At 68.5% G+C, this 14,473-nt stretch carries 14 protein-coding genes and 1 pseudogene; 7 read left to right on the top strand and 8 right to left on the bottom strand.

What is annotated here, in order from left to right:
- Positions 1–164 precede the first annotated feature (164 nt).
- Positions 165–302 (top strand): annotated as a pseudogene (locus tag OG509_RS00110) (IS256 family transposase); the annotation flags it as partial.
- Between the two features lie 338 nt (positions 303–640).
- On the opposite strand, the gene OG509_RS00115 reads toward OG509_RS00110, so the two are convergent.
- From OG509_RS00115 to OG509_RS00135, 5 genes are all read right to left on the bottom strand, one after another.
- Positions 641–1,636, bottom strand: coding sequence for a carbohydrate kinase (locus tag OG509_RS00115; RefSeq protein ID WP_406179014.1), 996 nt, complete (start codon positions 1,634–1,636; stop codon positions 641–643).
- A gap of 84 nt (positions 1,637–1,720) precedes the next feature.
- The gene (locus tag OG509_RS00120) at positions 1,721–2,563 is read right to left on the bottom strand and encodes a carbohydrate ABC transporter permease (RefSeq protein ID WP_406179016.1); all 843 of its coding nucleotides are present in this window, start codon (positions 2,561–2,563) and stop codon (positions 1,721–1,723) included.
- A gap of 3 nt (positions 2,564–2,566) precedes the next feature.
- Positions 2,567–3,583 (bottom strand): carbohydrate ABC transporter permease, encoded by a 1,017-nt coding sequence (locus tag OG509_RS00125; RefSeq protein WP_406179018.1) that lies wholly within the window; start codon positions 3,581–3,583, stop codon positions 2,567–2,569.
- A gap of 61 nt (positions 3,584–3,644) precedes the next feature.
- Positions 3,645–4,988 carry an extracellular solute-binding protein gene (locus OG509_RS00130; RefSeq protein WP_374776810.1) on the bottom strand — a complete coding sequence of 448 codons (1,344 nt, stop codon included), beginning with the start codon at positions 4,986–4,988 and terminating at the stop codon, positions 3,645–3,647.
- An 82-nt stretch (positions 4,989–5,070) separates the two neighbouring features.
- Complete coding sequence (locus OG509_RS00135; protein WP_266613697.1) at positions 5,071–6,090, bottom strand: LacI family DNA-binding transcriptional regulator; 1,020 nt, start codon at positions 6,088–6,090, stop codon at positions 5,071–5,073.
- A gap of 180 nt (positions 6,091–6,270) precedes the next feature.
- Here OG509_RS00135 and OG509_RS00140 point away from each other — a divergent pair, with 180 nt between their 5' ends.
- Positions 6,271–7,617 (top strand): hypothetical protein, encoded by a 1,347-nt coding sequence (locus tag OG509_RS00140; protein ID WP_052872400.1) that lies wholly within the window; start codon positions 6,271–6,273, stop codon positions 7,615–7,617.
- Between the two features lie 318 nt (positions 7,618–7,935).
- On the opposite strand, the gene OG509_RS00145 is transcribed toward OG509_RS00140, so the two are convergent.
- Positions 7,936–8,088: a hypothetical protein gene (locus OG509_RS00145; RefSeq protein WP_406179019.1), complete on the bottom strand. Its 153-nt coding sequence runs from the start codon at positions 8,086–8,088 to the stop codon at positions 7,936–7,938.
- Positions 8,089–8,581: 493 nt separating this feature from the next.
- On the opposite strand from OG509_RS00145, the gene OG509_RS00150 reads away from it, so the two are divergent.
- The 4 genes from OG509_RS00150 to OG509_RS00165 all read left to right on the top strand — a co-directional run bounded on the left by OG509_RS00150 (position 8,582) and on the right by OG509_RS00165 (position 11,376).
- Positions 8,582–10,027 carry a non-reducing end alpha-L-arabinofuranosidase family hydrolase gene (locus OG509_RS00150; protein ID WP_406179021.1) on the top strand — a complete coding sequence of 482 codons (1,446 nt, stop codon included), beginning with the start codon at positions 8,582–8,584 and terminating at the stop codon, positions 10,025–10,027.
- A gap of 192 nt (positions 10,028–10,219) precedes the next feature.
- Positions 10,220–10,690, top strand: coding sequence for a winged helix-turn-helix domain-containing protein (locus OG509_RS00155; protein ID WP_406179022.1), 471 nt, complete (start codon positions 10,220–10,222; stop codon positions 10,688–10,690).
- A gap of 225 nt (positions 10,691–10,915) precedes the next feature.
- Positions 10,916–11,125, top strand: a complete 210-nt coding sequence (locus OG509_RS00160; protein ID WP_406179024.1) for a hypothetical protein — start codon at positions 10,916–10,918, stop codon at positions 11,123–11,125.
- Positions 11,125–11,376 (top strand): hypothetical protein, encoded by a 252-nt coding sequence (locus tag OG509_RS00165; RefSeq protein ID WP_406179025.1) that lies wholly within the window; start codon positions 11,125–11,127, stop codon positions 11,374–11,376. The genes OG509_RS00160 and OG509_RS00165 overlap by 1 nt, the downstream gene beginning before the upstream one ends.
- Positions 11,377–11,435: 59 nt before the next feature.
- Here the strand turns inward: OG509_RS00165 and OG509_RS00170 are convergent, their stop codons facing one another.
- Both OG509_RS00170 and OG509_RS00175 read right to left on the bottom strand, forming a co-directional pair.
- The gene (locus OG509_RS00170) at positions 11,436–12,227 is read right to left on the bottom strand and encodes an ATP-dependent DNA ligase (RefSeq protein ID WP_406187435.1); all 792 of its coding nucleotides are present in this window, start codon (positions 12,225–12,227) and stop codon (positions 11,436–11,438) included.
- A gap of 166 nt (positions 12,228–12,393) precedes the next feature.
- Positions 12,394–13,392 carry a GlxA family transcriptional regulator gene (locus OG509_RS00175; RefSeq protein WP_406179026.1) on the bottom strand — a complete coding sequence of 333 codons (999 nt, stop codon included), beginning with the start codon at positions 13,390–13,392 and terminating at the stop codon, positions 12,394–12,396.
- A gap of 258 nt (positions 13,393–13,650) precedes the next feature.
- Between OG509_RS00175 and OG509_RS00180 the strand changes: the two genes are divergently transcribed.
- Positions 13,651–14,400, top strand: a complete 750-nt coding sequence (locus OG509_RS00180; RefSeq protein WP_406179028.1) for a S1 family peptidase — start codon at positions 13,651–13,653, stop codon at positions 14,398–14,400.
- Positions 14,401–14,473 lie beyond the last annotated feature (73 nt).

Consider the following 14,473-nt stretch of genomic DNA (forward strand, 5'->3'; position numbering starts at 1 on the left):
GCTGTTCCTCCGAGCCGGCGCGCCCGGTCTTCGTCCCGGGCCTGGTCTCGTTTGCGTTCGGCGTCCTTACGGCAGATCGGGGAACAGTAGATCTGTCGGATGGTCTTGGCTGACTCGAAGGTGCCATCACAGACGGGACAAGTGCGCGTCTCACGAACCGCCCTCTGAAGTGCGTCTGCATGGCCGTCATGAGCCTGGACCCCACCGGCCAGGGCCGAAAGCGCTGGACCCCACGCTGGAAAGCCTCTCTGAACGCCTTCGACATCACCTTCGACGGCCGACTCCCAGCCGCCCGCCGCTGAACCCCCGACAACTCCAGAACCACCGTTAACTTGGCTCTGTCTCACATCCGGTGGTAACGGTGCGTCACGATCCGCGGTGCCCGTTCTCGCAGCTCAAGGAGAAGACGGCGGGCTGCACCGTGAAGACGGATGTCTGACCGGTCAGCGCGAGGACCCACTCCGACTCCATGAACTACCGTCAGCGATCACGGTTGCTGCGCGTTACCACCGGATGTGAGACAGAGCCGTTAACTTTACAGACCCGCCGGCCGAGGCGTATCCGAGGGCCGGTCCTGAGAAGCGGAAGTGGAGGTGGAGGTTAGTCCCTGCTTCTCACGGGTTGGCGCCGTTTCCCAGGCTCATGTGCTGTGGATGTGCCCTCGTGCGCCCGGGTTCTGGGCGGGCCGGGACGCCAAACGTTCTGCCCAGGGTGGGTCTGCGCCGGGGACGGAGCAGGTGAGGGCGGCGACGCGGGCGGCGAAGGAGCAGGCGTCAGTGGTGCCTTCGAGGGTCAGGGCATCGAGTCGGCCGCCGAGGTGTCCGAGTGCGGTGAGGCGGTGCAGCAGGCCGGCAGTGAAGGCGTCTCCGGCGCCGACGGTGTCGATGACGTCGACGGTCGGGGCCGGGACGGTGACGCGTGCGCCGTCGAGGGAGGCGAGGGCGCCGCGTCCGCCGAGGGTGATGACGACGAGGCGCGCGCCGGCCGCGTGCCAGGTATCGCAGGCCTGTTCGGGGCTGGCCCCGGGGAGGAGCAAGCTGAGGTCGTCTTCGCTGAGGCGGAGGATGTCGGCCACGGCGCACCAGTGGTGGAGCCGCTGGTGGTAGGCGGCGGGCGGTACGAGGAGTGGGCGGACGTTGGGGTCGATGGACACGGTGGCATGCTCGCGTGCCTTGGCGAGGTAGTCCTCGATGTGGCTGCCTCCGGGGCGGCGTATCAGCGCCAGGGAGCCGGTGTGCACGGCGACGGTTTCGCCCGGCACGGTGTCGGACAGTTCGTCGGCGGTCCACTGCCAGTCGGCGGCGCCGTCGGCGAAGAAGGAGTAGGTGGCCTGGCGGGTCTCGTCGAGGTCGGCGATGGCCAGGGTGCTGGGCTCGGGGGCGGCCACGCTGCCGCTCAGGTCGACGCCGGAGGCGCTGAGGCGGTTGCGGAAGAGGGTGCCGAAGACGTCGTTGGAGATCCGGGCGAGGAAGCGAGTGGGGGTGCCGAGTCGGGCGAGGGCAACGGCGGTGTTGGCGGGGCCGCCACCGGGCAGGACGCGCAGGGCGAGATCGGCGGGGCTGGACAGGGCGGGGTCGGTGAAGGCGTCGGCGACGCACTCGCCGAGGACGGTGACGCTGCTGGTGGGGAGGTTCATGGGCTGTCTCTCTGTAAAAGCGCAGTGCGGGGGGGCTCGGTCGTAGCGTTCGTCCTTGACCTTGCGGATGGACACGCGCCGGACTCAGCCCTTGACCGCAGAGCTGGCCACGCCTTGGACGAACCACCGCTGGAAGAACGCGAAGACGATCAGCACCGGTAGGACCAGCAGGACGCCGAAGGCGAGGATCTGGCCCCAGTCCGGGGGCTGCTGGCCCTGGAAGACGCTCATCTCCAGCGGCAGCGGGCGGACCGATGGGTCGGAGACCATCAGCACCGGCCACAGGAACGAGCCCCACTGGATAAGGAAGGTCAGGATCGCCACTGAGGCGAAGGCCGGCTTGCTCATCGGGACGATGATCGCGAAGAAGGTGCGCCAGGGGCCCGCGCCGTCGATCCGGGCAGCTTCCTCGATGCTCGGTGGGATCGAGCGGAAGAACGTGTGGAACTGATAGACCGAGAAGGCGTTGGCGATGAAGGGGAGCGCCAGGATGTAGAGGGTGTTGCGCTGGTCGTTGAACATGTAGAAGAGCGGGACGGCCACCGACTCGAACGGGACCAACATCAGCAGCAGAATGAGCGTGAAGACGACTTCGCGTCCGCGCCACTTCAGCCGTGACAGCCCGTACGCGGCCATCGAGTTGACGAACAGGCCGCCCGTCACGACCACGAACGCCAGCAGCAGCGAGATGCCCATGAAGCGCCAGAAATAGCCGGTGCTGTCGGAGTTGAGGCTGCTCAGGACGGCGGAGTAGTTGTCGAAGGACAGGTCGGTCGGGAGGAAGCCGGAGAGACCGTTCAGGATCTCGTCGGACGGCTTGAGGCTGCCCAGGAACAGGTAGATCACCGGTAGCACGAAGACGGAGGCCAGCACGCTGAGTACGGCGTAGTCCATGAAGCGGCGCAGGGGCGTAGGGGTCGTGCCCATGAGTCAGTCCTCGTTTCCGGGCCGGACGACGCGGCGCTGGATGAGGGTCAGGACGACGACGATCAGGAAGAAGACGACGGTGATCGCGGACGCCTGGCCGATGTTGTTCTGGTCGAAGGCGGTGGTGACGGCCTGGTACATCACGGTGCGGGTGGCGTCCTCATCCAGACCGCCCCCGCGGACGAGGACGTACACCTGGTCGAAGACCCGGAAGGAGAGCACCGAGGTGAGCATCGCAACGAAGACGAGGGTGGAGTGGATGCCGGGCAGGGTGACGTGGCGGAACTGCTGCCAACGACTGGCGCGGTCGAGTTCGGCGGCCTCGTAGAGCTCACCCGGGATCTGCTGGAGGCCGGCGAGCAGGATGACCATCTGGAAGCCGACGCCCTGCCAGATGGACAGCACGACGATCGAGGCCATCGCGGTGGCGGAGTCGCCGAGCCAGTCGAAGGCGCCCCAGTTGCCGAAACTCACCGCGTCCAGCGCGGAGTTGAGCATGCCCTGGTCACTGCGGGCCAGTATGAGCCGCCAGATCACGGCGACCAGCGCCATGGGGAAGACGACCGGCATGAAGAAGAGCGACCGGAACAATCCGATGGCCTTGAGCTTGCGGTTGAGCAGGATCGCCAGGGCCAGTGCCAGGGCCGTCTGCACGGGTACGACGAACACGGCGAAGGTCAGGTTGTTGAGCAGGGCCCGCAGGAACGGGCCGGACAGGTCGGGGTCGGTGAACAGCCTCCGGTATTGCTCCAAGCCGAAGAAGCTGGGCTCCAGCGGGGAGCCGAGGCGGACGTTGTAGAAGGAGAGCACCACGGCGTAGCCGAACGGCACACCGACGAAGACGATCAGTCCGACGGCGGCCGGGGCGGACATGAGTAGTCCGTGCAGCCAGTCACGGTTCTTGCGGCCCGGCCGCGCTGATCGCGTCGATCGCGCGGATGTCACGGATGTCACGGATGTCACGGATGAGGCCTGCTCCGGGCCGGGCGGCGCGGCGTGCGCGGGTTCCACGGATGTCACGGGAGGGTCCTGTTCCTGGCGGGGTGGGCGCGGCAGCCGCGGCCGCCCGGGCCGATGGGTCCTACGGGATCTTGTAGCCGGCGTTGTCGGAGAAGTCCTGGTCGATGGCGCGGGCGGCCTTTTGCAGAGCGCTCTCGGGGTCGGCGCCACCGTAGATGGAGTTCAGGGCCTCGCTGAACTTCGAGGTGACCAGGGGGTAGCCGGCGGTCACCGGGCGGGTGACGGCGACGCAGGACTTGGTGATGTCCTTGTCGCCGCAGGGCTTGGCGAGCTGGTCGGCGTAGAGCTGGAGCGGGCCGCCCTGCTTGTAGAGCTCGCTCTTGTCGAGCGCGGTCTTGGTGGCGGGCACCGCCCCGTTGGCCGTCGTCATGGCGGTGATGTTGGCGTCGTTCAGGAGGGTGTCCAGGAACGTGCCGGCGGCCTTGGCGTTCTTGCTGTCGGCGCCGATGCCCCAGGCCCAGGAGCCCTGGCCGGTCTTGGGGCCGTTGCCGAAGTCGGGCAGCGGCAGTACGACGAGGTCGTCGCCGAGGGCCTCGCTGTAGGCGGGGTACATCCAGTGGCCGACCCAGCTCAGGGCGACGCGGCCCTTGGCGAAGGCGTTGCCGTCGGTGTTGGGGTCGACATACGTCTTCCAGGACTGGAAGGTCTTCATGGCCGAGATGACTGCCGGGGTGTCGAGGGCGCCTTCCGCCTTGCCGTCCTTGAGGAGGGAACCTCCCGCGGACCAGACGACCGGGGCGAAACCGTAGGTGCCCCACTCGTTGGCGTAGCCGCCGGTCTCCTGGAGGTCGAGGGTCTTGCCGTCGGTGTCCATGGCCTTCAGCGCCCCCAGCGCGGCGGTGAACTCCGTCGCCGTCCAGTCATTGGACAGGCTGGTCGGGTACTTCACCCCGGCCGCGTCGAGCAGCTTCTTGTTGCCGTAGATCCCCAGGCCGGAGTCGAACATGCCCAGGCCGTAGTGCTTGCCGCCGACCTCGCCCTGCGCCTTGCTCGCGTCGGTGGCGTTGTCCATGGTCTCGGTGGAGACGTGCGTGTCGATGGGGGCGAGCTTCTTGTTGTAGACGAAGTTCGCCATGGTCGGGCCGTCGAACTCCATCACGTCCGGCAGCTTGGAGGCGTCGGTGGCCGTGATGGTCTTGGTGTAGTCGGCCTCGGGGATCAGCTTCAAGTCGACCTTGATGTCGCCCTGCGAGGAGTTGAAGGACTTCACCGCGTTCTGCAGCGCACTGGCCTCGTTCTTCTGGCCCTGGTGGGCCCAGACGCTGATGGTGCCCTTGCCGCTTCCGGCCTCGGCGGAGGCATCGGTGCCGCCGCCCGAGCCGCAGGCGGCCAGCGCCACCACGGGGAGAGCGAGGGCCAGGCCCGTACGGACGGTACGGCGGTACTTTCTGTTGGTCGAGCTCATGGTTTGTGCCTCCGTGCTGTGGCGAGGGTTCGAAGTGCGGGGGGAGCGTTCCGGGGCGTGGGGGTGCGGCGCTCGGGGGGGGTTACCTCGGGCCGCGCAGGCGCGGCGGGGCGGTGGTCTCGCGCAGGACGAGACGGATGGGCATCTGCACCAGCCCCGGCGGCTCGGCGTCGGGTTCGTCCAGTTGCCGCAGCAGCAGCCGGGCGGCCTCGGCGCCCTGGTCGGCAACCGGCTGGGCGACGGTGGTCAGTCCGACCACGTCGGCGAGTTCGTGGTCGTCGAAGCCGACGACGGACACGTCGTCCGGCACCTTCAGCCGGTGGCGGCGCAGGGCGCGCAGTGCGCCCATCGCCATCTCATCCGACTGCGCGAACACGGCAGTCGGCGGGCGGGAGACAGCCAGCAGCTCGGTCATGGCCCGCTCACCGCCCTCGACGGTGTAGTCGCCGTCCGCTTCCAGGGCCGCATCGTGCTCTATCCCCGCATCGGTCAGGACGTCCAGGTAGGCGCTGCGCCTTTCGACGGGGGTGGTCCAGTGCAGCGGCCCACTGGACCCGCTGATCATCCCGATCCGTCGGTGACCGAGGTTCACCAGGTGGCGTACGGCGCTCTCCGTTCCGGCCCGGTCGTCGATGCCGACGACGGTGAAGCCGAGCCGGGCTCCGCCGACCGTGGTGGCCAGCGGCACCCCGAGTGAACGCAGTGCAGCCGACTCCTCCTCGTCAGGGATGAGGAGCGACAGCACGGCGTCCACCCGCTTGCGGACCGGCAGCTTGGTGAAGAAACGCTTGCGTGTCTCCGGCGATCCCAGGTTGTACAGCAGCACGTCGTACCCGGCGGCGCTGAAGACCTGCTCGGCGGCGTCCAGCACGGTGCCGAAGAACCAGCGGCCCACGTACGGGACCACGACCCCGATGGTGAAGGTGCGCCCGCTGGCCAGGCTCGACGCGGAACGCGAGGCGGTGTAGCCGAGCTGGGCGGCGAGGGCCGCGATCTGCGTCCGCACCTCCTCGGACACGCCCGGCCGTCCGCGCAGCGCGCGGGACACGGTGGACGTCGAGACTCCGGCGGCGCGGGCGACATCGGTGATGCTGGCCGTCACGGCGCATTCCCTCCCGTTGGTTTCACGTCGATGTGATCTGCAGGTGACGTGACCGTAAACCCGCCCTCGTTGTTGCGCAAGCGTTTGCGTTCGGATTTACTTGGGCTGACCCTTGAGAGACCTTTTTGTTATCAAGCATCAGCGCATACGTTTGGGCGCTGTGAGCCGACAGGAATGTGCATGCGATACGCCCCGCCCGGCCTCTGCGTGAACGACTTCGCCCTCCTGCGGGACGAGGACGGCACATACGCGGTGCTGCACCTGCAGGGGCCCTGGACAACGGAGTTCGATCATCTGCGGATGGAGACCTCCTACGGCCGGGCAACCTCCACCGACCTGGTCCACTGGCAGCCCCAGGGCACCGCCTTCGGCAACGGCCTGCCCGGCCGCTTCGACCAGCAGGCCGTGTGGACCATGCACCCCATCCGGCACGGCGACGCAATGACGATGTTCTACACCGGCGTCTTCGGTCTCACACCGGGCGGCTGGCCGGTCCAGTCGGTCGGACTGGCGTACTCGGACCGCACGGACGGCACCGGTTGGCGCCGCCATGGCACCAGGCCGGTCGTCGAGGCGGACCCGCGCTGGTACCGCACCAGCGAGAAGATGGCCTGGCGTGACCCGTTCGTCGTACGCGATGACGCGTCGGACGGCTGGGTCATGGTCGTCTGCGCCAGCGACGCCTCCCTCCCGGTGGAGGTCAGCGGCTGTGTCGCCCTGGCCACCTCGGCGGACCTGGAGCACTGGACCGTCCATCCGCCGCTCATCTCCCCCGGTGACGTCGATGAACTGGAGTGCCCGGTCCTGGAACGCCTCGACGACGGAAGCTGGCTGCTGCTCGGCTCCATCGGCGCGACCCGCGGCTTCGAGTCGTGGACCGCCCCCAGCCTGCGCGGGCCCTGGACCCGCCGCGGTCCCCTCGGCCCGGCCGGCGCCTACGCCCCGCGCGTCATCGTCGCGCCCGATGGCTCCCGCGTCGTGCTGCACACTACGCCTCGCCGGGTCGGCCTCACTGACTCCGGCGAGACCTGCCGCGGGATGCTCGCCCAGCCCAAGTCCCTTGTCATGCTGGACGGTTCGACGCCCCGCCTGGAATGGTGGCCCGGCCTGGACGTCTGGCTCGGCGAGGAAACGGAGCACCCCGCCCCGCACGCAGTCGGCGACATCGGCCTCACCGGGCCCGTCGACGTTATTCTCCGCACCGATTCCCCGGACGGCAGCCCCGCCCTCGTTGTCGGCTGCGACGGCAAGAACCTCTGGGTCACCGGCCCCGAGGGGACCCGGCTCGGCGAGACCGTCCTGACCGAACCCGCCGCCACGCTGCGCATCCTCACCATTGGCGAGTACGTCGAGGTCTACGCCGACGGCCTCTTCGTCCTGACCACCCTGTGCTACTCCGGGCACCCCGCCCCGTGGACGGCCGCCACCGAAGGCCGCGAACGCACCATCCCTGTCCGCCCGATCCGGCTGCCCGACCCGCACCGCGACGACGCCTCGGCCATCTGGCCAGGCTCCACAACACCCTGACGGGCGACAGCCCACGCCCGTCTGATCGTCACCCGGCACGACCCCGGAAAGGCTCAATCGGGTGTGCGAGGACATCGACCGCCCGCCAGGAACTGGCGAGTCAGCTCGAGCGCTCCACCGGGCGGAGTGCCAAGATCTTCCTGAGGGACACCTTGCTGTCCATGGCGTTGACGGGGGCCTGCGTCATGCCGACGGCAGCCGAGATGCGCGCCTGGCTGGCCCTGCTGTACTGCCGGCCGTGACGGAACACGGTGCCGCTATCGCGGGTGCGGAGGGCTTGGCGGACATCTGCGCGCTCCCATGCCCAGTCAGGCAGAGTCAGGCAGAGACGTTGGTACGAGCGGTGTGGTCACGGTCCTCGGCGACGACCTCGCCGCCACCGCGCTCGCCGCGCACGCGGGAGTCAGCGCGCGCCACCTGGCCCGGCTGTTCCTCGACCAGCTCGGACAGACCCGACGACCTCGACCGCACACTCCGCCGCGTGTTACGCAGAATCCAACTCCGGCCCCACCTGATCAACGGCTGCCTCGCCGCCACCGACCTGACACTCGACCCACCGACCACCCTGAAAACCTCAGTAACTGCCGCCCGCGCCGAAGAGTGTGAGCGCTCACACCGATCCCGTCAACAACTCTGACAGGTAAGAGATTCTGATGGCGCTTCAGTATCCGACAGATTGCGGCACGGTACTTGACGACCTCTCATGCCCCATGGTCTTCTCCGTGAACACACCAGATGTTCGACTTTCAAATTGTTAGCGCTAACAATGCGCCGGAGATCCGGTGCCCCCACCCCGCAGGGGTCACGTCTTGCCGCCGCCTCGGACGTGCCGTGCCCGGTCCGCACGCACGCACGCACGCACCAAGAAGGACCGCCCCCTGCCCAAGTCGCCCCTAGGAGGGTGCAGATGAACGCTCTCGGTACAGCTCCACGAACCTCGACACGGCGAGGATGGCGGCCGCGGATGGCCGCCCTGCTCTCGATGGTCTTCGTGGCCGGCTTCCTGGCGATGGTGAACCCGTCGTCCGCCTCGGCTGCCTCGGTCGACACCGGCAAGTGGTACGTGCTGGTGAACCGCAACAGCGGCAAGGCGCTGGACGACTACAACTTCGCCACCGCCGACGGCTCGCCAGTCGTCCAGTGGACCCGCTCCAGCAACGAAGCCCAGCAGTGGCGCTTCCTGGACTCCGGCAGCGGCTACTACCGCCTGCAGAACCGTAACTCCGGCAAGGTCCTGGACGACTACAACTGGTCCTCGGCCGACGGCACCGACGTCGTCCAGTGGAGCGACCTCAACGCGACCAACCAGCAGTTCCGCCTCGCCGACTCCGCCGGCGGCTACGTCCGCCTCCTGAACCGCCACAGCAGCAAGGCCCTCGAGGTCCAGAGCGCCTCCACCGCCGACGGCGGCAAGATCGTCCAGTACGCCGACTGGGGCGGCAGCAACCAGCAGTGGCAGCTCGTCCCCGTCGCCGACGTCGGCACCGGCACGTGCGCTCTTCCGTCGACCTACCGCTGGACATCGACGGGTCCGCTGGCGGAGCCGGCGAACGGGCAGGTCGCGTTGAAGGACTTCAGCACCACCACGTACAACGGCAAGCACCTGGTCTACGGGACGACCTCCACCGGAACGTCGTGGGGCTCGACGGGGTTCAGTCCCTTCACGAACTGGTCGGACATGGCGACGGCCACCCAGACCGGGATGAACGATCCCGCGGTGGCGCCCGAAGTGTTCTACTTCGCGCCCAAGAACGTCTGGGTGATGGTGTCCCAGTGGAGTCAGTGGCCGCTCTATTACCGCACGTCCAGCGACCCCACCAACCCCAACGGCTGGTCCGCCTCGCAGCCGCTGTTCACCGGCAGCCTCCCCGTCGGCCCCCAGGGCCAGAAGGACGCCCCGATCGACCCGACCATGATCGCCGATGACCAGAACATGTACCTGTTCTTCGCCGCTGACAACGGCAAGATCTACCGGGCCAGCATGCCGATCGGGAACTTCCCCAGCAGCTTCGGCTCCTCGTACACGACGGTCATGAGCGACACAACGGACCTTCTGTTCGAGGCGCCGGAGGTCTACAAGGTCCAGGGCCAGAACCAGTACCTCATGATCGTTGAGGCGCAGGGTACGAACCGCTACTTCCGCTCGTTCACCGCCTCCAGCCTGAACGGTCCGTGGGCCGTCCAGGCCGGCAGCGAGAGCAGCCCCTTCGCGGGCCAGGCCAACAGCGGTTCCACCTGGGCCAAGGGCGTCAGCCACGGCGACCTGGTCCGCAACAACCCTGACCAGACCAAGACCATCGATCCCTGCAACCTGCAGTTCCTTTACCAGGGCCTCCCCACCAACACACCGGCGGGCACCGACTACCTGAAACTGCCGTACCGGCCGGGCCTGCTCACCCTGCAGCGCTGACCCGCCTGATCCACGGCGATCGCGATGGGGTGCGGTCCGCCGACGCGTAGACGAGCTGTCTACGGCGCGGGCAACTCCACCTGCTGACCGATACTCACCGCACCGAGGACCCCAGCCGCGCATCGGCTGGGGTTCTTCATCCTGTGTGCAGGCGGTTTCAGTGCCCCGGTTGGGGAGGCTGGACTGTCTGTCGTGACGGACATCTCTTGTGCTCCTCGCCCGCGAGGCCTTCAGGCCGGTGCCCGGTTTGAGGCCGGTGAGAGGACTGTGGTGATCGCCCCTGACCTTCGGGTCAGCGAGCGGTCGGTCGAGCGTTGGCGGCGGGCCTGGCGGGAAGGCGGCGAGGACGCGCTGCGCTCATCGGGTCCAGCGAGTGTCCCGAAGCTGTCGGACGACCAGTTCGCCTTGTTGGAGCAGGAGTTGGGCAGAGGACCGGCCGCGCACGGGTTCGAGGATCAGCGCTGGACCCTGGCCCGCGTCCAGGCCGTGATCGGTCGCCGATTCCGGATGAGGCTGTCGGTTGCGACGGTGCGGCGGCTGCTGAAGCGGCACGGCCGGTCCTGGCAGGCCCAGGCCCGCCGGGCGCTGGAGCGGGAAAAGCTATCCACCTTACATCACCGTTGGCAAGTGGATCGGCTCCGGAACGGCGCGTCGTACGGATAGACTCGGAAGCGAGATACATCTCTCGGGTCTCCTGTGGAGTGTGTTTTCGGTTGGCCGGCGCCCTTGCCACCCGCTTCGGCGGAAGTGGGCGCCGGCTGCTTTTCGTATCTGGTCGCCGCGGGTTGGGCCCGTGCTCCGGCAGGTCCGCATCCTCTTCGCCTTCCGGCTTCCGGCACAGTGCTCCTGCGCTAGCCTCGATGCAGCACCTATCACTTGGAGGCCGTGATGCGGATCGTCTTCGACCCAGCCGAGCAGGAGGCCCTGCGGGCCGACGCGCGGGAGATGGCTGACGGCGACCCGCAGATCGCCTACGTCCTGGAGCGGCTGGCCGGCGAGGGTGTCGACCTGGACCGCGTCATCCCTTGGGAGGACCTGCGCGAGAATCTCGGTCAGCCCCCGCTCGACGATTCCGCTCCGACCTCGAACGTCGCCTGATGGGGCGGCACGCCCCGAAGCGCGCCCGCATCGTCTTCTACGACGTGGCGCAGGAGCAGATCGAGAAGATGTCAGAGGCCGAGCGCCTTCGACTGGACCCCGCGCTGGTGGCCATCTCCAGGAATCCCGATATCGGCGTCCCCTCGAAGCACGGCGCGATCCGTGAGCACCGCGGGGACCGGGTTCGGATCCTGTACGTGCCGACCGCCCTCGGCACGCTCGTCCTGGTCGCCTACGTCGAGGCGGGCTGACCTCCCTCTCCGAAGGCCGTGCGCAGTCGGCCAAGACCCCGCCGCGGTCCACGGACCGGTCAGCACTGATCTCCGCCACCGCATCCGGGCGCACCAGGATGGCGTCCAGGACATCGCGGGAGCCCCACGACGCGGCGAAGCGCACCCGGTCCACGGGTGCCCGGGCTCGGCGGCCGCCAGGCGCTCCGCGACCAAGCGTGCCTGCTCCGGGCGCAGCGCGACGGTACGGCCCACCGCCCGTAGGCGGCCGGTGTCGTCGTAGCGGGGCCGAGGACGAGGAGCTGGGGGCGGGTCAGGGTGCCGCTGATCGCGCCGATGATCGCTTCGGTGGTGTCGCGGCGGCGGACCTTGGTCCAGCCGCGGTAGTTCGGGAGGTATTTGCTGGTCAGGGGTTTGATGACCAGGCCTTCGACGCCTGATACGTCGGTCCAGGCCTGAAGCCATTCCTGTGCTGTCGACAGGTCGGTGGTCTGCGGGCAAAGCGTCCACGGGGCTGTCAGGGCGTGGGCGGAGAAGAGCACTTCGAGGCGCCGGCGGCGTTCTCGGTAGGGCAGGGTCATCGTCTCGACGCCGTCGACCTGAAGGACGTCGAACGCCACGAAGTAGGCCGGGAAGGCCGCGGCGAGGATGGCGGCGCCGCGGGCGCGGGCGGCCGCCCGGCGCTGCAACGCCTCGAAGGACAAGGCGCCGGCCTCGGGGTCCCAGACCAGGAGTTCGCCATCGAGGACCAGGCCGGGCGGCAGCTGGTCCAGTGCGGCCGCGACCAGGTCGGGGAAACGGTCCTGCACCAGGGAGCCGCGGCGGGTCTGGATCAGGACCTGGCCGCCCGGGGCGGGCGGGGTGAACAGCAGGGCACGGTGCCCGTCGAACTTCTGTTATGCGCTGTTGGATTGTCCATGGATCCGGCGCCATGACGAGGACGGGCAGTGCATTTCTCTCGCCGAGGCGTGAACCGGCGTGGTCGCTGCCTCTGGTTTCGATCGCGAGAGAGTGGCTTCGGCGCCACCGTGGCGCCCCTCAAGGGCGGTCGGCCTCGTCCCGCTCGGCCCAGGTGAGGGCAGCAGCAAGGGAGCGGAAAGCGGTGCGGTAGATTCCCGGGGCTGTGCCGGTGCAGCGATGGAAGTGGTGCCGCAGGTTCGCCGATGTGCCGAGACCGGTGCGGGCGGCTATGCGCTCGATGGGGTCGTCGGTGCGCTCCAGGAGCCGCTGAGCGAGCTGGATACGGGCGCGGAGCAGGAACTGGAGCGGGCTGAGGCCGGTCTCACTGCGGAAGCGCCGGGTCAGTGTCCGTACACCGAGCCCCGAGCGGTCGGCGATTTCGGCGAGGGTCAGCGGATCCTGGAGGTTGGCCTCCATCCACCGGATCACCTCATCGAGGCTGCCATCCGAGGCAGCGGGAACGGTGGCTTCGACGTCACCGGCGGGGTCGGCGGCCATGGGGTGGAGCTGGAGGAACGCCTGTCGCTCCGTTTCGATGACCACGGATTGGCCATGGTCGAGAGTGATCAGGTGGAGACACAGGTCGAGGCCCCCCAGGACCCCGGCTGCGCTGTGGAAGGGGCCGTCCTCCACGACGGCTCCGTCGGGGTCGACCTCGATGTGCGGGTGCAGGCGCGCCAGCTCCTCGGTGTGCCGGCGGCTGGTGGCGGCGCGCCGTCCGTCGAGCAGACCGGTGGCGGCGAGGACGAACGTACCGGTACCGATCGCGCCGACGCGGCAGCCCCGCGCGGCAGCGGCACGCAGGGCTTCGGTCACGGCGGGCGGGGGTTCGTCCCGGAAGCCCGCGCATCCGGGCACCAGCACCGTGTCGGCGTCCAGTAGCCCCTCCAGACCCCACGGTGTCTCGATACGGAAGGGGGCGGGGTCTCCCGTGCTCTCGAAGCCCGGCGCGGCACAGATCCGTACGTCGTAGTCGACCCATGGGTGATTCCGGGCGGCGGCGTTGAATGCCAGGCCAGGGGTGGTGAGCTGGTGCCCCGGGACTCCGTCGAGTACCAGAACAGCGATCAGTGACATGTCCCGAATTTAGCCGAGAGTGACATTCGAACGGCTGTTTTCGCGCGGGGGCCGGCCCGGAGGATGGGGATCAGCACGGAGGCCGGGGGCGTGGAGCCGCCTGGACCGTGTCCTTCCTGTTTCCCTTCCGAGAGGACTGATATGCGCCCCTCCCCTGTTCACAGGCCCATCCCTGATCCCCGTCCCGCGCGCCGACGCGGTCTGACGGTGCGCGCTGCGGCCGCAGCCGGCGCGGCCGCCGTGCTCGGAGCGACGTTGATGACCGGCAGCGCGAGTGCTGTAGTCAACGGTGAGGATTCGACGCAGCGTTACTCCTTCATGGCGTCGATCCCCCTGTCCGCCACTCTTGAGGACGGGGTGGTGTTGAAGGCTCCCTGCGGGGCCACGCTGATCGACCGGCAATGGGTACTCACGGCCGGTCACTGTGTGGACCCGACTCTCGGGGTGAGTCCGGATGGGCCGGTCCGGATCGGCAGCGAGCACCGCACGTCAGGCGGTACCGTCCGCAAGATCGACAAGGTCGTCATGCACCCGGGCTACGCCCAGGGCAAGGCCGGCGCACCCAACCAGAACGACCTCGCGCTGGTGCGTCTGGACCGTCCGGTCAGCCAAGAGCCCATCCGGATCGCACAGCAGGCGGGCCCGGTCGGCACGCCCACGCGGATTCTCGGCTTCGGAACCGTCGTCGGCGCCGAGTCCCCGAAGGACTGGGTTTTCCCGGAGCGGCTACAGCAGTTGGACACGCGCAGAGGATCCGAAGCCGAGTGCTTCGATCGTGCGGGGGAAACCAGGCTGTGCACGGTGAGCACCAAGCCGGATGCCATGGCCTGCAACGGTGACTCCGGCGGCCCGCAGCTGCAGCGCGCCAGGAACGGCCGCTGGGAACTCATCGGTACAACATCGGGCGACGGTGACAACGACCCGGCCTGCTCTTCGGGGCCGGGCCTCTACACCAATGTGCCGGTGTACGTGAACTGGATCCGCAAGACGATCGACAAGTCCGGCTGACCCGGTAGGCAGATCCGAGGAGCAGCCGGGATCCCTGACGGCGGTACCCTCGCCCGGCCTGGCTATATTCCGA

It is taken from the genome of Streptomyces sp. NBC_01006, from assembly GCF_045162725.1.
GTDB lineage: Bacteria > Actinomycetota > Actinomycetes > Streptomycetales > Streptomycetaceae > Streptomyces.

What these genes read in the sequence shown, in the direction of transcription:
- OG509_RS00115 (WP_406179014.1), bottom strand. Translation starts at nt 1,636, where the DNA reads ATGAACCTCCCCACCAGCAGCGTCACCGTCCTCGGCGAGTGCGTCGCC.
- OG509_RS00120 (WP_406179016.1), bottom strand. Translation starts at nt 2,563, where the DNA reads ATGGGCACGACCCCTACGCCCCTGCGCCGCTTCATGGACTACGCCGTA.
- OG509_RS00130 (WP_374776810.1), bottom strand. Translation starts at nt 4,988, where the DNA reads ATGAGCTCGACCAACAGAAAGTACCGCCGTACCGTCCGTACGGGCCTG.
- OG509_RS00140 (WP_052872400.1), top strand. Translation starts at nt 6,271, where the DNA reads ATGCGATACGCCCCGCCCGGCCTCTGCGTGAACGACTTCGCCCTCCTG.
- OG509_RS00150 (WP_406179021.1), top strand. Translation starts at nt 8,582, where the DNA reads ATGGCCGCCCTGCTCTCGATGGTCTTCGTGGCCGGCTTCCTGGCGATG.
- OG509_RS00160 (WP_406179024.1), top strand. Translation starts at nt 10,916, where the DNA reads ATGCGGATCGTCTTCGACCCAGCCGAGCAGGAGGCCCTGCGGGCCGAC.
- OG509_RS00165 (WP_406179025.1), top strand. Translation starts at nt 11,125, where the DNA reads ATGGGGCGGCACGCCCCGAAGCGCGCCCGCATCGTCTTCTACGACGTG.
- OG509_RS00175 (WP_406179026.1), bottom strand. Translation starts at nt 13,392, where the DNA reads ATGTCACTGATCGCTGTTCTGGTACTCGACGGAGTCCCGGGGCACCAG.
- OG509_RS00180 (WP_406179028.1), top strand. Translation starts at nt 13,651, where the DNA reads ATGACCGGCAGCGCGAGTGCTGTAGTCAACGGTGAGGATTCGACGCAG.